Below are 18941 nucleotides of genomic sequence, written 5' to 3'. Positions count from 1 at the left end.
CAGGGGGTCTGGTCAGTGCTGGCGGGTGCCACGAGGGGGTGGGGCAGGATGCGCAGACCGCAGGAGTCGAGCACGAGCACAGGTGCAGGAGTACTGGCTGGGAGGTCGGGTGGTGCCCAGGTGGCCTCCCCGGGCGTGGAGGCGTGGGAGGGGTTGGTCGGGGCGTTCGCGGTGGTCGATGAGGCGCTGGATGGGTTGATGGCTGCGATGGCCACCGCGGGCGGGGTGGCGGATCTGCCGGCTGGTCCGGGTGAGTTGGCGTGGGTGGTACGGGCGGCTGCCCGGGTGGCCACCCGGGGTGAACGTGTGCGGGTGCGGTCTTATGACCTGTTGACCCAGGCCCGCAGAGCGGGTCGGGCCACGCATGATGACGACGCCCAGTTCGCCGGGGCGAAGAACGCCACCGACACCCGCCGCACCCATCGCGACGCCCAGCTCGCCGCGGCGCTGGGCAACCACCACCCCACACCACCAGCGCCTGGAACGGGCCAGGACGGTGGTCCCGGCCTCGCAGGTGACCTCCTGGGGGACGAGTCGGAGGGCTCGGATCCTCTCTCGCGGGATGTTGCGCGGCCGTTGGCGGTGGCGATGGACGCCGGTCTGGTCACCGGTGACCACGTCATGGTGATCCTGGAGGAGCTCGACGGCCTTCCTCAGGATGTGACCGCTCAGCAGCGGTGGCAGGCCGAAGAGGTGCTGGTCGCCAAGGCCCAGCGCCTCACCCCCAGTCGGTTGCGGATCGCTGCCCGTCGGGTGCTGGCTGATCTCAGCGCAGCCGAACAGGTCGTGGATGCCCACCAGGACCAGCGCGTGGCCACCCAGGAGCAGGCAGCGTGGGAGGCGGCATCGTTCTGGATGCGCGACAACCACGACGGCACCGTCTTCGGCCAGTTCACCCTGCCGGCCCTCCAGGGGCACATGCTGGCCAAGACCCTGTCTGCGATGACCAGCCCCCGCCGCCTGCACCAGCAGCACACCGACGAGGCCACCGGTTCGCAGACCACGGGCACGACGCGTGACCGTGACACGGGGTGGGGTGATCGGCAGATCGACTTCGCCCACGAGAAGGGCAAGGCCCTGGCCGAGCTCATCACCCGCATGCCCACCGACCACCTCGGCGAGCGGGTGAACGCCACCGTGCTGGTCACCATCCCCCTGACCAGCCTCCGCGGTGAGACCGACCGGGTCGGCATCACCGACACCGGCACCGAGGTCTCCGCCGGGCAGGTCCGCCGCCTGGCCGCCGAGGCCGGCCTCGTCCCGGTCGTCCTGGGCGGGAACTCCCAACCACTGGACCTGGGCCGCAAGACCCGGTTCTTCACCGAACCCCAACGCCGCGCACTGGCCCTGACCTACCCCGAATGCGCCGAAGAACACTGCGACCGGCCCTTCGCCTGGTGCGAGATCCACCACGCCACCCCCTGGAGACCACCACCCACCCACACCAACCACCCACCCGACACACCACCAAGGGGACGCACCGACCTGGCCAACGCCATCCCCCTGTGCGGCCGACACCACCGACGCCTCGACGACCCCACCTACACCCACACCATCACCCGCAACACCCAGGGCACAGCCACCATCCACTTCCACCACGCCCACACCCGCCCAGGCGCAGGCGCAACGGCAGCGACAGGCACCAGCACATGAAGCCACCCACCACCCACCCCCGGGACAGGAGCATGCCCACCTGCCCCAGCAACAGCCTGCCCGTCACGCCACGGTGGCGACGTTCAGCCGTGCAGGCCCAGCCGGTCGCGGTCGAGGAACGCGAACTGCGCGACCTTGTGCCCGAGGTCGACGACGTCACCGAGCACGAAGCCGCCCTCCACGAGGCGGGCGATCGCCGGTGCGTTGCGCACGTCGGGCTCGGCGACCAGGCGGCGAACCGTCGGGTCCTCGAAGACCCGGGCCAGGGCCTGCAGCCCCACGTGCATGGGCAGGTCGGGGATCCCGTGACGGTGCGGGCCGATCATCAGATGCATCCCCAGGTCCCCGGGCAGCACCTCGTAGGACTCCCCGACCGGGTCGTGGGCGGGGTCGTAGGTCTGCCAGAGGGCCACTGGCTGGCCGGCGTGGGTCACCATCCAGGCACCGTGGTGGGGGCTCTCGTCCAGCCACGTATACACCTCGATGACATCCTCCACCGTGTAGTCGCCCATCCCCCAGAAGCGGCCGCGGTTCTGCGTGGCCCAGGTGTGGATCGTCGGTCCGTCCGTGGCCGGGACGACGGGCGTGAACACGAGCTCGGGAGGCTGCGGCACCGGGACCTCGGAGGGAGGAGCCGCCTCGCCCAGGAGAGCGAGCCGCTCACCTCCGAACACGGGGAGCAGCTCAGCGGTGCGCCAGGCCTCGGTCTGGCTGCGACCGGTCGACGCTGTCAGCCGGCCGTCGGTCCCGAGCGGCACGGCCCAGCGACTGCTGGCCGGGTCGGCGAGGTCCAGCACCGCTCGGCACACTGGGCCGCGAACGGTCACCGCCGTGCGGCCGGGGATGCTGGAGGTCGCCGCCACGCAGTCGACGTCACCGCCCACGGGCCCCATCGGAACAGGCCAGCCGAGGGCGTGCAGACCGGCCGCCTGGTGCTCGGCGCCCCACCGGTTCCCCGGAGCAGCGCAGGTGGGCAGCTCGACGTCGTCCAGGGCAGCTCGTGCACACGCCCCCACCTCGTCGGGCAGAGCAGTCGCCAGCGACTCCAGGCCCAGGCCGATGCGGGCCGTCACGTCGAGCCAGGGCTCCAGGAGGGTCGGGAACTCGGCTCGTGCCGCCGCGGTGACGCTGGAGTCCCGGTAGAGCGGCGCCAGCAGGGGCAGGTCTGCCACGCGTCGGGCGAGGGCCGTCCGCCAGCGCCACGCGAGCAGCGCGAGGTCGGACTCCGGCTCCATGCGGCCGTTGAACTCGGCCAGGGCCCGCGCCACAGGGTGGTCGGCGCTCAACGCATCGGCGGTGGACGTGAACGTGCCGTCGGGACCGGCAGGGCCCGTGGTGTCCGCAGGGCCGGTGAGGCCGTCGGTTCCCGAGGGGTCAGTACGGCCTGTGGCGCCGCGGGCCACCGTGATGCCCGTCGCCTGCAGGAGCGCGAGCAGACCGTCGGAGCGGGTGTCCAGCTGGGCAGCGCGGAGGTCGTCGACCGTGAGGGTCCTGCCGGGGCCGGAGCCGTGGGCCAGCAGGTTCGTCAGGCGATCAGCCCGGTGAGAGGGCGCGAACGCCTCGCCCCAGGACCGGGTCTGGTCACGCCGGTGGTTCGCGTGCACCGCCAGGGAGTCGACCTCCCGCCAGGGCTGGTGGGCGGACCAGGAGGAGGACCCCTGGTCCACGACGTCCAGGGGTCGCCCCGCCACTCCCTCGAGGACCGTGGTCCGGTCGGCCACCAGGACGCAGTTGGCCGGCTCCACCCAGTGGTCCCAGGCATCCGTCGCATCCGTGGCCGTTCGGGCCCGGAGCAGCAGCGGGAGTGCCTCGAAGCCCAGACCGGGCGCGAGGTCGGCGGCCTGCCGGACCGCTCGCGCTCCCGGTGCGCCGGGCGTCCCCCAGAGCGGTGTCGGGGTCGTACCGTCCTGCCCGCCAGCGGGCTCGACATCGGCAGCGGACTCGGCACCACCCGTGAACCTGGCGTCGCCGGCCGAATCGGTGTCGTCAGCCGGCTCGGTGTCGTCGGCGGGCTGCCACGCGACGAGCTGCTGGGTGCGGGCCATCGCGTTGGTGATGCACCACGCGACCGAGCCGGTGTGGCCCAGGTGCTGGACGCCGGGGACCCCGGGGAAGGCGAGGCCGGCGACGTAGTAGCCCTGGGGGGCGGTGGGGTGGCCGGCGGCACCCTCAGCGGGATCTGCATCGGCGACCCGCAGCGTCAGGCGCACCTGCTGGTAGACCCCCGGCGCCTCGAGCAGTCGGTGCGGGTCGCTTGCCAGCATCGGGGCACCGCTCGCCGAACGCACCGCAGCAACCCCAACCGCGTTGGAGCCTGCGGACTGGGCCGAGGGATCTGCCGCCAACCGCGCGACCCACTCCTCCCCCAGCTGCTCGGTCACATGCTGGCGCCACAGCTGGTGGGGCCAGTCACCGAAGAGCACCTGCTGCAGCCAGAAGACCGCCAAGCAGTCAGTCGCGTCCCAGGAGCACCAGTCGAGTTCCGAGGCTCCGTTCCGGACCCCAGCGAGCGCGGACATCTCCGGCACGTCCGACGGCTCCAGGCTCGCCAGACCGTCCCGCACCCCGGACGCGAAGTGCTCGACCCACTCGCGGGTGTCGGGCGACAACGCAGCCCAAGACCGCTCGGCGGTGGCTCGCACACCGATGCGCTCGGCGAAGCTGTCCCACTCGGCCGCACCGTCCACCACCTGGTCGGCCACCTCCGTCCCGACCTCGCGCAGGCAGGTGAGCGCGTGGTGCCACCGGCCGTGGGCCCGCCACCGGTCACTGACCAGCTGCCACGCTCGGTCCCGGGCCGTGACCCAGCCCTGGGCATGGAGGAGGTCCGGCTCCGAGTCCGCCAGCACCCACGGGATGCCCGCCGCATCGCGACGCAGCTCACCCCGCGGCGGCTGGGGCTCGGAGTTCGAGTCGGAGTGCGGCTGGGACTCGGAGTTCGGCTGGGGCTGCGACTGCGAACGGTCCGGAGCGGCGGTCATGCGGTCCTCCCCGCGGGGTTGCTCAGCGTGCCGGAGTACATCAGCGACGAGCTCTGGTCGGTCAGGTCCACCATCTGCACGGTGTTGCGCAGTTGCAGCCGGTTGAGGCAGGAGTGGGCGAACTCAGGTGCCAGGAGGTCGACCCAGTGATCATCGGGGAACTGCTCCCGGTGCTCCTCGATGCAGGAGCGCACCAGGTCCCAGAACGCGGCTCCGTCGAGCAGGCCGTCGGCCTCCAGCTTGGCGGCCAGGTAGCGCAGCACACCGTCGAAGACGTCCGTGAAGACCGCGAGCGCCGCCTCCTCCGGGGGGACGTCCACCACGATGCGGCGAGCCTCCTCGGGCACCGCTGCCGGGTCACCCCCGGACCGCTGACCGGTGAAGACCGCGACCTCCTCCCCGATGTCCTTGAACACCGCGCGCACCGGGGCACCGTCGCGCCACACCATGATCACGTTCTCGGTGTGCGGCATGAACGCCAGCCGGTGCACGGTCAGGCAGTGCACCACCGGCCGCAGGTAGGCGTGCAGCAACCGTCGCACCCACTCGGCCGGGTCCAGCCCGGAGGCAGCGACCATCGCGCTGGCCAGGTGGTCGCCCGCGTGGTCGGTGTGCAGCACGGCCGCGAGCGTGCCGAGGGTCTCCCCCTCCCGCAGGCTCGGGACCGGGGACTCGCGCCAGAGGGCCGCGAGCATCTTGCGCTGCGCCGGGGCAGGCCCCTCGATGGCTGCCTCGTGGTACGCGTCGCCGGTGTAACCGACGGCGGCGAGCTCCCGCAGAACGGTCAGGCCGCAGCCGCCCGGCGCGCGCTCTGCCGGACCGCGCGGCGCGTCCCCGGTACGGGCCCCCGTGAGCGCACCGCACTCAGCGGCGTCCCCGGACGGCACCGGGTCACCCGAGAGCACCGGGTCACTCGAGACCACACCGTGCACCCAGTCGTTGATGGCCGGCGTGACCCGCATGTACGCCGGCGACAGGCCCCGCAGGAAGCCCATGTTCTGCACCGAGAGGGCCGTCTTGACGTAGCAGCGGTCCGGGGAGTCTGTGTTGAAGAAGGTCCGGATCGACTGCTGCGCCTGGTACCCCTCGGCCGGGCCCAGCGGCACGATGGCGCCGCGCGCCACCTCGGGCGCGAAGGTCACCAGCACCTTGTGCTCCCACTGCCAGGGGTGCACGGGCAGGGGAAGGTAGTCGGCCGGATCGTGCCCGGCCTCCCGCAGCGTGGCGGCGAACCGCTCCCGGGTGGCGGGGTCGAACTCACGCTCCCAGAACGCGTCCTCGTCGAGTCCCGCCCCCAGCGCGAGGTGCGCGGCGTCGCGACGGACCGCGAGCCACAGCACCTCGACCCGCTGACCCGCCTCCGGGGCGTACCTCTCGTGGTCGGCCAGCGACCACCCGATGCGGCCGTTGTTCGCCACGAACGCCGGGTGCCCCTCGGTCATCGCGGCCTCGAGGGCCTGGAAGTCGGCACCCACCAGGTCCGCGGCGGGGACCGCTCGGTGCACGCGCTTCCATGCCGCTCCGGCCAGGGTGGCCGCGACCTCCTCGAGATAGGTGCCCAGCAGCGCATCGGGGATGCCGGCGCGCTGCCGGACCCGGCTGATGAGGCGCTGGGCGTCGACCAGCTCGGGGGTGCCCTCCGCGGCGCTGCCCTCGGCGGTGTCTCCCCCACGGGAACCCGCCGCCTCGGTGTCGTCCGCACCGGGGATCACCTCGATGCTGTCGGGGTCCACCACCCAGTGCTCCAGCGCGTGGCGAGTGGCCCGGTAGCGGTAGGTGGCCGAGCCGTCGTCGGCGGTCACGGACCACCAGCCGTCCCCCAGGTCGGTCGGCTCGAGGATGCGCTCGTGGGCGAACTCGGCGAGCACCTTCGCCGCCACGTGACGGTGGGCCCAACGCATGGGGCCGGTGGTCAGGTGTGCGGGCACGAGCGGGGTCGGCGCCGGGCACGCGGATGCACTGGGGGCCGGCGAGGCCGGCACGAACTCCTCACGGCGCAGCAGCGAGAGCATCGCGGTCTTGGGGTGGCCCTCGTCGGTGAACGTGACCTCGCCCAGCTCACGGAACCCGACACGGCGGTTCAGGGCACGGATGCGGTCGTTCGCCGCATCCGGCTCCACCACCACCCGACGTGCCCCGTGGTGGCCCAGGCACAGATCGCGCACCACACCGGTCATGGCCGCCGCGGTGAGTCCCACCCGGTGCAGGGGCTCCCCGGACGCATCGGTGGACGGCGGGGCGACGAGCAGGTGCATGCCCCAGTCCCCGTCGGCGAGGTCCAGCCCCACGGATGCGGCCTCACCGGCCAGCGGGTGGCGGCACGGGTCGTAGGTCTCGGCGAGCGCCATCGGCTCGCCGTCCACCGTGCCCAGCCAGGCCCACTGGTGGTCCGCGGCGTCGAGCGCCGCGTAGTCGGTGGCCACCCGCTCGACGGTGTGGTCGGCAGCGCCCCAGAAGCGGGATCGCGGGTGGGCGAGCCACTGCTGCAGCAGCGGCGCGTGGGTGGTGACGAGGTCGCCGGTCAGTTCGGTCCAGGTGAACACCGGCCCCTCGATGCGGAGGCCGCTCATGCGCGGGAGCCGTCGGTCTCGGGCGAGCCACCCTGCGGGCGCGGGGCGCTCTGCGCCTGGGGGGGTGCCCGCGGCCGGGCTCGTGCCCGTGGCGGCATCCACGGGCGGGCTTGCCTGCGGAGCACCGAACTGCTGGAAGGCGATCCGCTGCTCCACCGCGTACACGTCGCGTCCGGTGAGGTCGTTGACGATCTGCGCCGCCCGCCACGGCCCCATCCCCAGGTCCGGGGCGGAGAGGCCGTGGGTGTGCTCCTCGGCGTTCATGACCCGGATGCGGCGGGCGTCGTCGACGGTGAAGTCCAGCGCGACGTCGAAACGACCGTCCGGCAGACAGTTGATGCGGTCCCGCACCGGCTCCAGGAACTCCGGCATCCGGGCGCGGTACCCGGTGGCCAGGATGGTCGCGTCGGCCGTCGTCGTGAACGCGGCGTCGGTCTCGGTGTGGCGCCAGTGCAGCGTGGCGGTGCCGTCGTCCGCCAGCTCGGAGGACTCCAGGGCGCACGCCGCCCGCAGGGTGACCGGCAGGTCGCCCCCGTGCTCCAGCCGGCGGCGGTACAGGGCCTCGTGGATCTCGTTGACCAGGTCCCCGGAGATGCCCTTGTACAGCGGCAGGTTCTGGCGGCCCAGTCGGTCGCGCTCGGCCTGGGGCAGACCGTGGAAGTAGCGCGTGTACTCCGGGGAGGTCATCTCCAGGGTGAGCTTGGTGTACTCCATCGGGAAGAACCGCGGCGAGCGCGTGATCCAGCTCAGGTGCTGCCGGGACAGGTCCAGGCGCTCCAGCTGGTCGCGGAAGACCTCGGCCGCGGACTGGCCGGACCCGATGACGGTGATGTGCTCGGCGTCCGCCAGCTGATCACGCCGGTCCATGTACTCCGCGGAGTGCGTGTGGGCCGGGTGCTCCAGCAGGGGCTCGACGGCCTCGGGGAACACGGGCTGCGTGCCCGTGGCCAGGACCAGGTGGCGGGCCCGGTCGGTCCGGTGGCCCGCGGCCCGAGTGGTCCCGATGGTCGAGCCGGAGCCCTCCCCCGTCGAGGAGCCCGAGGCCACCGAGGTCACGACGAAGGTGTCGGCGTCCTCGTCGAACTCGACCTGCTCGACGCGACGGCCGAACTCGACGGTTCCCAGGTTGTCCGCGGCCCACCGGCAGTAGGCGTCGTACTCGGCCCGCAGCGGGTAGAAGTCCTCGCGGATGTAGAAGGGGTAGAGCCGTCCGGTCATCTTGAGGTAGTTCAGGAAGCTCCACCGGCTGGTGGGGTCGGCCATGGTCACCAGGTCGGCCATGAACGGCACCTGCAGCGTGGCGCCCTCGATGAGCATGCCGCCGTGCCAACGGAACCCGTCGGCGGCATCGAGGACGGTCAGGTCCAGGTCGTCCACGCCGTCGGCCAGTGCGGCCAGGCCCAGCCCGAACGGACCGGCCCCGATCACCAGGGCGTCGTGCACGCGCGTCATCGGGACACCCCCTGGGCAGCGAGCTCCTGGGCGGTCGACACGAGCCCGGCCGACTCCCCGGCACGACCCTGCCCGGTGTCGCCCCATCCGGCGTCGTCCCGCGTGGCATCGTCCCGCCCGGCGTCCTCACGCCCGGCACCCACGAGCACCTCCAGCATCTGTCCGGTCTCGCGGAGGGTCTCCACCACCGAGGCGAGCACCTCCGGTGTGCTGTCCGGGTTGAGCACGGTGAACTTCAGCCACGGACGCCGGGCGAAGGTCGTCCCCGCCACGATCGTGCCCCCGTCGGCGAACAGCTCCTCCCGGATGCGCGGGTTCACCGCGTCCACCTGCGCCGCGTCCAGGTGGGCCGGGGCGTACCGGAACACCACCGTCGAGAGCTCCGGCACCGCAGCGATCTCGAAGTCCTCGTCGGCATCCAGCAGCCGGGCCACGGCGTGGGCGTTGTCGATCGCCTCGTCGAACGCCTCGCCCAGGGCATCGGCGCCGTCGGTGCGCAGCGCCATCCACAGCTTGAGCGCGTCGAAGCGACGCGTCGTCTGCAGCGACTTGTCCACCTGGTTCGGCACCCGCGCGGTCGCCGGGTTCAGGTAGTCCGCGTGGTGCGTCACGTGCCGCAGCGTCGCGGGGTCCCGCACCACCACCGCACTGGCGGCGACGGTCACGAAGAAGGTCTTGTGGAAGTCCACGGTCACCGAGTCGGCCCGCTCGATGCCGTCGAGCAGCTCGCGCCGGCGACGGCTCGCGAGCAACCCGCCCCCGTAGGCCGCGTCGACGTGCAGCCACACGTCCTGGTCGCGGCAGACGCGCCCGATCTCCTCCAGCGGGTCGATGACGCCCAGGTCGGTGGTGCCGGCGGTCGCGACGACGGCCATCACCTCGTGACCGGCGCCTCGCACCTCCGCGATCGCCTCCTGCAGGGCCGTCGAGTCGACGCGGTGGTCGGCCAGCGGCAGGGGCACCACGGACTCGGCAGCGAGCCCGAGCAGCCGCGCGGCCTTCACGATGCTGAAGTGGCTGTTCGCGCTGGTGAGGATGCGCAGGTCCTCCGGCGCGTGACCGCGCTCCAGCGCCTCGCCGCGGGCCAGCACCATCGCCTGCAGGTTGCTGAGGGTCCCACCCGGGGTGAAGATCCCGTCCCCGGCCACGAAGCCGAGCCGCTCGGCCGTCCACTCCACCAGGCGGCACTCCATCGCCGTGGCCCCCACGCTCTGGTCCCAGGTGTCCATGGAGGGGTTCAGCGCGCTGGTCACCACGTCGGCGGCCACGGAGCTCAGGGTCACCGGGCAGTTCAGGTGCGCCACGTAGCGCGGATCGGCGAAGGCGATGCTGTCGCGCAGGAAGAGCTCGTCCACCTCGGCCAGCACGTCCGGCAGCCCACCGGCCGCGGGGACGTCCAGGTCGACGGCCTCCACCCGGGAGATCACCTCGTCCACGGGCGCCGACCGCCCCCCGGTGGCCGGGCGGTCCGTGCGCGCCAGATGGCGCTCCACCAGACCTGCCGCCTGCTGGACGGTCTCGGCGTACTGCCTGCCTGCCGTTGAGGTGAGGAACATCGAGGGCCTTCCCGGTCGTCGGACAGTCGGGGCGCCGTCGAAGGGGCGGCGTCGGGGTGGCACCTTGCCATAGAGGTTAGGCTTGCCTCAACAGGGGCTCACCCGACCGTGTCGCCCCCACCCGGGTCGCCGCGTCGGACCGGGGGCCGGAACCGCCGAAGGGAGCACCATGCAGAAGGGCTGGCAGGGCGCCGTCCTGAAGGTCTACGGCGCCAAGGACTTCACCGTGGAGGTGCTGGACTCCGCACACATCACCCCCACCTTCCTGCGGCTGCGGATGCATTGCCCCGAGCTGCTCGAGGCCGTCGAGTGGCACCCGACCATGTGGCTGCGCCTGTGGTTCACCGACGAGCGCGGCAAGCCCCACCAGCGCGCCTACACGGTCGTGGACCCGCAGCCCGACGGCTCGTTCGATCTCGAGGTGCACGTGCACGACGGGATCGCGGCACGTGCGCTGGAGGCCGCCCGGCCCGGCGACCGCTTCGACGCCACCGTCCAGGGCACCGGCTTCACACAGCCCGACGGCGAGGTGGACCACCTGCACCTGGTGGGCGATGCCGCGAGCATCCCCGCCATCCGCACCGTGCTGGAGGCGATGCCGACCACCCCCGCCACCGTCTGGCTCGAGCTGCAGGACACCTCCGAGCAGCGCATCCACGTGACCCCGCGAGTGGACGTCGACGTGCACCGGGTGGAGCGCGGCGACGGGACGGCGCTCCCGGCCGCCGTCGAGGAGGCCGTGGCCCGCCGCGTCGAGCAGGGCCACCGTGCCGAGGCCGACTGGTTCTGGCTGGCCCCCGAGGCCGTCACCTGCCGCCGACTCGGCAAGCACCTGCGCAAGGAGCTCGGTGTCCCGAAGGACCGGGTGACGGCGCTGGCCTACTGGCGCGTGGCCTGAGGCGACGAGTCAGGACGAGACCGGTGGCTGCTGAGCCCAGTCGGCGTGCAGCGCTGCGATGACCCGCTCGGCGGCCTCGGTGGCGTCCAGCTCGCCGGTGGTGACCGCGTCCTCCCAGGAGCGGCGCTGTGCCACCACCGACGGCGTCGTCCGTGCCGCAGCACGGAGCTCGGCATCGACCATCGACCACATCCACTCCCGCTGCTGGGCGGCACGGCGGGCCTCCAGGCGGCCCTCCTCCACGAGCCCGCTGCGGTGGTCCAGCACGGCCTGCCAGACCTCGCCGAGCCCGTCGCCGGTCACGGCCGAGCAGGTGAGCACCACCGGGGTGTCCTCGGGGCGCATCAGGTGCAGCGCCTGGCGCAGGTCGCGGGCGGCCACCCTGGCCTCGGGCGCGTGGTCGCCGTCGGCCTTGTTGATGGCCACCACGTCGGCCATCTCGAGGATCCCGCGCTTGATGCCCTGCAGCTGGTCCCCGCCACGAGCCAGACCGAGCAGCAGGAAGGTGTCGACCATGCCTGCCACGGCCACCTCGGACTGCCCGACCCCGACGGTCTCCACGATGATCACGTCGTAGCCGGCGGCCTCGAGCACCAGCATCGACTCCCGGGTGGCCCGGGCGACACCGCCAAGATGGTCACCGGTCGGGCTCGGGCGGACGAAGGCCTCCTCGCGCGCCGCGAGCTCGCCCATGCGGGTGCGGTCGCCCAGGATCGAGCCGCCGGTCCGCGCGCTGGAGGGGTCCACGGCCACCACGCCGACCCGGTGGCCGGCCTCGATGAGCCGCCGCCCCAGCGCGTCGATGGTGGTCGACTTGCCGGCCCCGGGGATGCCGGAGATGCCCACCCGCACCGCGGTCCCCGTGTGGGGCGCGATGGCGCGGAGCATCTGGCGGGCGGGCTCGCGCCGGTCGGGCCGCATGGACTCGACCAGCGTGATGGCCCGGGCCACCGCGCGACGGTTGCCGGCCAGGACGCCCTCGACGAGGGCGGCGGGGTCGGGCGCCGCCACGGTCAGGCTTCGGTGGAGTCGGTGGTACTGCCGGCCCGCGGCTCGAGCCCGGCCTTGCGGCGCAGGGTGTCCACGAGGTCCAGCGCCGCCTTGGCGATGACCGTCCCGGGCGGGTAGATCGCGTCCGCACCGGCGGCCCGCAGCTCCTCGAAGTCCTGCTCGGGGATCACGCCGCCGACGACGATCGCGATGTCCTGACCGTCTCGGGAGTCGAGCTCCTGCCGAAGCGCGGGCACCAGCGTGAGGTGACCGGCTGCGAGCGAGGAGACACCCACCACGTGCACGTCGGCCTCGACGGCCTGGCGGGCGACCTCCTCGGGGGTCTGGAAGAGCGGGCCCACGTCGACGTCGAACCCGAGGTCGGCGTACGCGGTCGCGACGACCTTCTGCCCGCGGTCGTGACCGTCCTGGCCCATCTTCGCCACGAGGATGCGGGGACGGCGCCCCTCGTCCTCGGCGAAGGCGTCCACGGCCTCGCGGGCGGCGTCGATCGCGGCGTCCTCGCCGGCCTCCTGGCTGTACACACCGGAGATCGTACGGATCTGCGCGGTGTAGCGGCCGAAGACCTCCTCCATCGCGTCGGACATCTCGCCGACGGTGGCGTGGGCCCGGGCGGCGTCGATGCACAGGGCGAGCAGGTTGCCGTCGCCGCGGGCGCCCTCGGTGAGCGCGGCCAGCGCGGCCCGGCAGACCTCCTCGTCCCGCTCGGCGCGCAGCTTCTCGAGCTTCTCCAGCTGCTCGCGGCGCACGCGGGCGTTGTCGACCTTGAGGATCTCGATCGGCTCGTCCTCGTCGACCGGGTAGGTGTTCACGCCGATGAGGGCCTGCCGGCCGGAGTCCAGGCGGGCCTGGGTGCGGGCCGCGGCCTCCTCGATGCGGAGCTTGGGCAGCCCGGCCTCGATGGCCTTGGCCATGCCACCGGCCTGCTCGACCTCCTGGATGTGCGCCCAGGCGCGCTGCGCGAGGTCGTGGGTGAGCTTCTCGATGTACGCGCTGCCGCCCCACGGGTCGACGGTCTGCGTGGTGCCGGACTCCTGCTGCAGCAGCAGCTGGGTGTTGCGGGCGATGCGGGCCGAGAAGTCCGTCGGCAGCGCGATCGCCTCGTCCAGCGCGTTCGTGTGCAGGCTCTGCGTGTGGCCCTGCGTGGCGGCCATCGCCTCGATGCAGGTGCGCACCACGTTGTTGTAGACGTCCTGCGCGGTGAGCGACCAGCCGGAGGTCTGGCTGTGGGTGCGCAGCGACATCGACTTGGCGTTCTTCGGCTCGAACTGCTTGACCAGGCGGGCCCAGAGCAGGCGCGCGGCGCGGAGCTTGGCCACCTCCATGGAGAAGTTCATGCCGATGGCCCAGAAGAAGCTCAGGCGCGGGGCGAACTTGTCCACGTCCAGCCCGGCCTCGATGCCGGCGCGCAGGTACTCCACGCCGTCGGCCAGGGTGTAGGCGAGCTCGAGGTCCTGCGTGGCCCCGGCCTCCTGGATGTGGTACCCGCTGATCGAGATCGAGTTGAACCGCGGCATGTTCTCGCTCGTGTGGGCGAAGATGTCGCTGATGATCCGCATCGACGGCTCGGGCGGGTAGATGTAGGTGTTGCGGACCATGAACTCCTTGAGGATGTCGTTCTGGATGGTCCCCGAGAGCTGGTCCTGGCTCACCCCCTGCTCCTCGGCCGCGATGACGTAGAGCGCCAGGATCGGCAGCACCGCGCCGTTCATGGTCATGGAGACGCTCATGCGGTCCAGCGGGATGCCGTCGAACAGCTGGCGCATGTCCAGGATCGAGTCGATCGCCACACCGGCCATGCCGACGTCACCGGCCACGCGCGGGTGGTCGGAGTCGTAGCCGCGGTGGGTGGCCAGGTCGAACGCGACCGAGAGGCCCTTCTGACCGGCAGCGAGGTTGCGGCGGTAGAACGCGTTGGACTCCTGCGCGGTGGAGAACCCGGCGTACTGGCGGACCGTCCACGGCTGGTTCACGTACATCGTGGGGTACGGGCCGCGCAGGTACGGCGGGGCACCGGGCACGGTGTCCAGGAAGTCCAGCCCGGCCAGGTCGTCGGCGTCGTAGACCGGCGGCACGTCGATGCCCTCCGGCGTGGTCCACGGCTCGCGCTCGACGTCGGTGGGCTCGACGTCACCGGCCGTGCGCCGCTCCGGCGCCGGCACCTCGTGGAAGGACGGGAACGGGGTGGTCGGGGCGCTCATCGGGAGACTCCCATCGCGTCGAGGAGCTGGGTGAGGAAGGCGATCACGTCGTCACCGGCTGCGACGGCCGAGTCCACCAGGGCCGGCTCCCCCAGCTCGGTGGGTTTCCCGGCGACGGCGACGTGGCGCAGACCGGCCTCGCGCAGGGCGGCCACGACGGCCTCCCCGTGCTCGGCGTTGGTGGCCGGGGCGGCGGCCACGACGGCGGCCGGCGGCACGCGCCCGGCCGCGGTGCCGGTGCCCTCGGGCGCCTCCGCGGCGGCCTCGTCGAAGGCCCGGTGCAGCGCGTCGGAGACCTCGGAGGCGTCGGCCACCTCCACCAGCACCGGCTCGATGCCGGCCACCAGCAGGGTGTTGGACGCGAAGGTCTCACGCGGGCCGAAGTCCTTGCGCGTCCCGACGCAGACCAGCGCGACGCGGGGGCGCTCGGCCTCCAGGGCCGCGGCGGCGCTGCGGTCGCGCAGCAGCTCGAAGGGCAGCGAGTCCCAGCTGCGGGGCAGCGCGAGCTCGGCGGACCCCTCGCGGGAGGTCTCCGCATCGACCCCGGTGGGGGCCTGCAGGTCGGCGCGCGGGGTGCGCTCCAACGGCGTCTCGTCGGCCATCGGGAACATCGAGACGCCGGTGACGCCCTGCTCGCGCGTGGCCAGGCGGTCCAGGCGCATCTGGTCCACGGCCACCACGTTCTTGACCAGCAGCGCACGCATCTCCGGCGCGGCGAGGCCGCCGCCGGACTCGAGGCCCTGCACGTACTTCCACGCGAGGTCGACGTAGTGGTCGGTGAGCGACTCCACGAACCAGGCGCCACCGGCCGGGTCGGTCACCGCACCCACGTGCGACTCGGCGGCCAGCAGCGTCTGCGTGTTGCGGGCGACGCGGCGGCTGTGCGCGTCCGACAGGCCGGCCGCGTCGTCGTAGGGCAGCACCGTGATCGCCTCGGCGCCACCCGCGGCGGCGGCGAAGCACGCGATGGTGCCGCGCAGGATGTTCACGCTCGGGTCGTCGCGGGTGATCATGCGACGGCCGGTCACGGCGTGCTGGTGCGCGGCGGCGACCGCGGGCTCGAGGTGCCAGTCGGCACCCTCGGCGGTGGCCACCTGCTCGGCGACGTGCGCCCAGAGGCGGCGCATGGCCCGCAGGCGCGCGATGGTCTGGAACTGCTGCTGGGTGGCCGAGACCCGGAACTCCACCAGGCGGAAGGCGTCCCGCGCGGCGATGCCGGCCTCGACCAGCAGGCGCACGGTCGCGATGCCGGTGGCCACCGCGGCGGCGAGCTCCTGCACGTTGGAGGCGCCGGCCTCGTGCCAGGGCAGGGTGTCGACGGTGATCGCGCGCATCGGGGCCAGGTCACGCCCGTCGGCCATCTCCAGCGCGGTGCGCACGACCTTCAGCGTGGTCTCGTCCAGCGCCACCGGGCCCTCGTGCCCCTCGGCGGCCGCGTGGCCGACGGGGTCGAGGCCGAACGAGCCCTGCGCCGCGGCCTCGGGGGCCTGGGTCAGCACCGGCACGTTCGCCAGGAGGTCGGCGAGCGCCTCCGCAGCGGCCAGGGACTCGCGGCGGGAGCGCGGGGCGCTCAGGGAGATGGGGGCGAGGTCGGTGAGCACCGGCTCGAGCGCGGCCGCGAGGTCGTCGACGGCCACGCCGGCCGCGCCGACCACCAGGTGCACCGAGCTCACGCCGTGCTCGAGGTCGGCGGCCACCTGCTCGGCGGTGCGGGCGGCATCCGGGTCGTCGAAGGCCTGGCGCACGTCCCACGGCAACTCCGCCGGCCGCACGGCACCACCGCGGGTGAACGGGAAGGTGCCGGGGGCCTCGACCGGCACCGACGGCGCGCTGGCACCGGTGTACAGCGGCTCGATGCGGTAGTCGTCCAGCGTCTTGGTGCGCAGCGTGTCGAGGGCGGCGTCGGCCTCGAGCCTGCGGTCCTCGGGGCGCGGCTTGTTCACGACCGCCGCGGCGCTGGCCTCCCAGGACTCGACCGAGGCGGGCGCGAAGCCCTCCATGAGGTCGATGTGCGCCTCGCCGACGTCCGACGGAGGAGTCTGCGCACCTTCTGCCTCCCCCGGGGCGGGGGCGGTGGTGTCGGTGGGGTCACTCATCTGGTCGGCTCCCTCGGCGCGTTGTGACGTGGGCTACAGGACGTCAAGGATAGTCCGCACGAGGGAGCCGCCGGCCACCAGGGCAGGGCGCACGAACGCGCGGCCCCGCACCGATCGGAACGGGGTCGCGCCGGCGCGGTCAGGGGCCGTCACCCCGGGTGGGACGCCGGGTGCACCTCCCGGACGCGGCCGTCACGTCGCGTCGGGGCCACCTCGGCCGAGGCCGTCGAGCAGCTGCGCCTCCGCCCGCACCAGGTACCCACGCAGTTCCTCGGCCGCGCGCGCCCACTGCCCGCCCCGGAGGCGCCCCGCCAGGGTCTGGTTCTGCCCGACGAACGCGGCGTGCAGCCCCGCCGGCACGTCCAGAGACCTGAACGCCAGGCGGGCGTGGGCCAGCAGCGGCTCGGCCGTCGCGTCGAGGAAGGGACTGCCGGCCAGGGACACGATGTGGGCGTGGAAGGCCATGTTCAGGTCACCGACGCGGGCCCACTCACCGGCGTCCGCTCTGCCCCTCGCCTCCGCGGTCAGCCGGAGCATCCCGTCTGCGGCAGACACGTCCACCGCCGACTCCCGGCGGGCGAGGTCCTCCAGCACACCGCACTCCAGGACGCGGCGCGCCGTGTACAGGCTCTGCACCGCATCGCGCCCGGGAGCCGTGACGAACACACCCCGGTTCGGCTGGTGCTCCACCAGACCCTGGCTGGCCAGCTCGCGGAAGCCCTCTCGGAGGGTGTTGCGCGAGACCTCCAGCCGCTGCGCCAGGACGCTCTCCCGCAGCTGTTCCCCGGGGCCCAGCTCACCCACCGTGATCAGCTCCCGGATCGCGCGGGCGCACCGGCGACCGGCGGGGAGAGGTCGCTCGCCACGCGCTCCGCCGGGCAACTCCGTGGGCAGGGTCCGCGTGCTCATCAGGGCCATTGTGCAGGGGCGCTCCCGGAGGGCGGATCCGGGTTGGGCGAGAGGGGAACCCGGTTGGCCGAGGGGCCCTCTGAGGGGCTGTGGCAGCGGGTCCCGGAGCATCACGGTTGGGTCACGATCGACCCGAGCCCGTTCGAGAGATTGTTCAACAATGCTTACCCTGCGCGTCATGACGACACACGACCGCCAGGTCGAGGGCGCCGCGGCGGGCGGGCCGGAGACACACGGCACCCCCTCCCGCCGCGCCACGCGCACCGCCCTGCTCGGCGCCATGTTCCTCATGGCCACCAGTGCCATCGGGCCCGGGTTCATCACCCAGACCGGACAGTTCACGGTCCAGCTCGGCGCGGCCTTCGCCTTCGCCGTGCTCGTCTCGATCCTCATCGACATCGCCCTGCAGCTGAACGTCTGGCGCGTCATCGGCATCAGCGGCCGCCGCGCGCAGGAGCTCGCCAACGAGGTGCTCCCGGGACTCGGCTGGGTGCTCAGCGCCCTCATCGCGGTCGGTGGCCTCGCGTTCAACGTCGGCAACGTCGGCGGGTCCGGCGCCGGCCTGAACATCCTGCTCGGCGTGAGCCCGCAGGTGGGCGCCGCCATCTCCTCGCTGCTGGCCGTCGCGATCTTCCTCAGCGCCTGGGCCGGTGCCGCCATGGACCGCGTCGTGGTGGCCCTGGGGGTCCTGATGATCGCCCTCACCGCCTACGTGATGGTCGTGTCCGAGCCCCCGGTGGGCGACGCGCTGAAGAACACCGTGGCCCCCAACACCATCGACGCCTCGGTCATCACGACCCTGGTGGGCGGCACCGTCGGCGGCTACATCATCTACGCCGGTGCGCACCGCCTCGTCGACTCCGGCAACACCGGCCCCGAGGCCGTGCGCGACATCAGCCGCAGCTCGCTGCTCGGCATCCTGGTCACCGGCCTGCTGCGCGGCATGCTCTTCCTCGCCATCCTCGGCGTGGTGGCCGCCGGCCACGACCTGACCGGCTCCACCTCCATCGCCGGCGAGGCCTTCTCCGTCGCTGCCGGTGACATCGGCCAGCGCCTCTTCGGCCTGGTCTTCTGGGCCGCGGCCATCAGCTCGGTGGTCGGGTGCTCCTACACCACCGTGTCCTTCCTGACCAGTTCCAAGGGCACGTCCACGAAGGTGCGCAACGGGCTCACCATCGCCTTCATCGTGGTCTGCAGCGCCCTCTTCCTGGTCCTCGGCGCCGCGCCGGCCACCCTGCTGGTCCTCGCCGGCACCCTCAACGGCGTGCTCATCCCGCTGGGCATCGGCGTGATGCTGTGGGTGGCGTGGTTCCGCCGCGATCTGCTGCACGGGTACAGGTACCCCATGTGGCTGCTGGTCATCGGCTCCGTCGCCTGGCTGGCCACCGTCTGGCTGGCCGTCGAGACCGTCCGCAGCAAGTGGCCCGAACTGGTCGGACTCCTCGGCTGACCTGCTGCCCGTCCCACACCGGCGGGGTGCGCGGCGCGGGGGCGCGCCCCCCCCCCCCCCCCCCCCGCCCCCCCCCCCCCCCCCCCCGCGGCCGCCGCCGGCGCCCGCCCCCCCCCCCGCCCGCCCCCGCGCCGCGCCCGGGCCGCCCCGCGGGCGCGGCGCCG

10 protein-coding genes are annotated in these 18941 nt (G+C 73.1%); 3 read left to right on the top strand and 7 right to left on the bottom strand.

Annotated elements, in window-relative coordinates; all coding sequences use genetic code 11:
- The first annotated feature begins 330 nt into the window (after positions 1-330).
- On the top strand, positions 331-1653 hold the full coding sequence (locus ACY8FT_RS00050) for an HNH endonuclease signature motif containing protein (protein WP_462416922.1): 1323 nt from the start codon (positions 331-333) through the stop codon (positions 1651-1653).
- An 83-nt stretch (positions 1654-1736) separates the two neighbouring features.
- Here ACY8FT_RS00050 and ACY8FT_RS00045 read toward each other — a convergent pair whose 3' ends face one another.
- Genes ACY8FT_RS00045 through ACY8FT_RS00035 form a run of 3 tightly spaced genes read right to left on the bottom strand, consistent with a single transcriptional unit; the run spans position 1737 to position 10212 of the window.
- Positions 1737-4634 (bottom strand): GNAT family N-acetyltransferase, encoded by a 2898-nt coding sequence (locus ACY8FT_RS00045; protein ID WP_462416921.1) that lies wholly within the window; start codon positions 4632-4634, stop codon positions 1737-1739.
- Positions 4631-8656: a GNAT family N-acetyltransferase gene (locus ACY8FT_RS00040; RefSeq protein WP_462416920.1), complete on the bottom strand. Its 4026-nt coding sequence runs from the start codon at positions 8654-8656 to the stop codon at positions 4631-4633. Before ACY8FT_RS00040 ends, ACY8FT_RS00045 begins: the two co-directional genes overlap by 4 nt.
- The gene (locus tag ACY8FT_RS00035; protein ID WP_462416919.1) at positions 8653-10212 is read right to left on the bottom strand and encodes a pyridoxal phosphate-dependent decarboxylase family protein; all 1560 of its coding nucleotides are present in this window, start codon (positions 10210-10212) and stop codon (positions 8653-8655) included. The genes ACY8FT_RS00040 and ACY8FT_RS00035 overlap by 4 nt, the downstream gene beginning before the upstream one ends.
- Positions 10213-10381: 169 nt before the next feature.
- On the opposite strand from ACY8FT_RS00035, the gene ACY8FT_RS00030 reads away from it, so the two are divergent.
- Positions 10382-11110, top strand: coding sequence for a siderophore-interacting protein (locus ACY8FT_RS00030; RefSeq protein WP_462416918.1), 729 nt, complete (start codon positions 10382-10384; stop codon positions 11108-11110).
- Positions 11111-11119: 9 nt separating this feature from the next.
- Here the strand turns inward: ACY8FT_RS00030 and meaB are convergent, their stop codons facing one another.
- The 4 genes from meaB to ACY8FT_RS00010 all read right to left on the bottom strand — a co-directional run bounded on the left by meaB (position 11120) and on the right by ACY8FT_RS00010 (position 17327).
- Positions 11120-12121: a methylmalonyl Co-A mutase-associated GTPase MeaB gene (gene meaB, locus ACY8FT_RS00025; protein ID WP_462416917.1), complete on the bottom strand. Its 1002-nt coding sequence runs from the start codon at positions 12119-12121 to the stop codon at positions 11120-11122.
- A 2-nt stretch (positions 12122-12123) separates the two neighbouring features.
- On the bottom strand, positions 12124-14322 hold the full coding sequence (scpA, locus tag ACY8FT_RS00020; RefSeq protein ID WP_462416916.1) for a methylmalonyl-CoA mutase: 2199 nt from the start codon (positions 14320-14322) through the stop codon (positions 12124-12126).
- Complete coding sequence (locus ACY8FT_RS00015; protein ID WP_462416915.1) at positions 14319-16418, bottom strand: methylmalonyl-CoA mutase family protein; 2100 nt, start codon at positions 16416-16418, stop codon at positions 14319-14321. Before ACY8FT_RS00015 ends, scpA begins: the two co-directional genes overlap by 4 nt.
- Positions 16419-16610: 192 nt before the next feature.
- Positions 16611-17327, bottom strand: a complete 717-nt coding sequence (locus ACY8FT_RS00010; protein WP_462416914.1) for a GntR family transcriptional regulator — start codon at positions 17325-17327, stop codon at positions 16611-16613.
- Positions 17328-17505: 178 nt separating this feature from the next.
- On the opposite strand from ACY8FT_RS00010, the gene ACY8FT_RS00005 reads away from it, so the two are divergent.
- On the top strand, positions 17506-18777 hold the full coding sequence (locus ACY8FT_RS00005; RefSeq protein ID WP_462416913.1) for an NRAMP family divalent metal transporter: 1272 nt from the start codon (positions 17506-17508) through the stop codon (positions 18775-18777).
- Positions 18778-18941 lie beyond the last annotated feature (164 nt).

It is taken from the genome of Kytococcus sp. Marseille-QA3725 (genome assembly GCF_054950055.1).
This window is presented reverse-complemented; position numbering and strand designations above follow the sequence as displayed.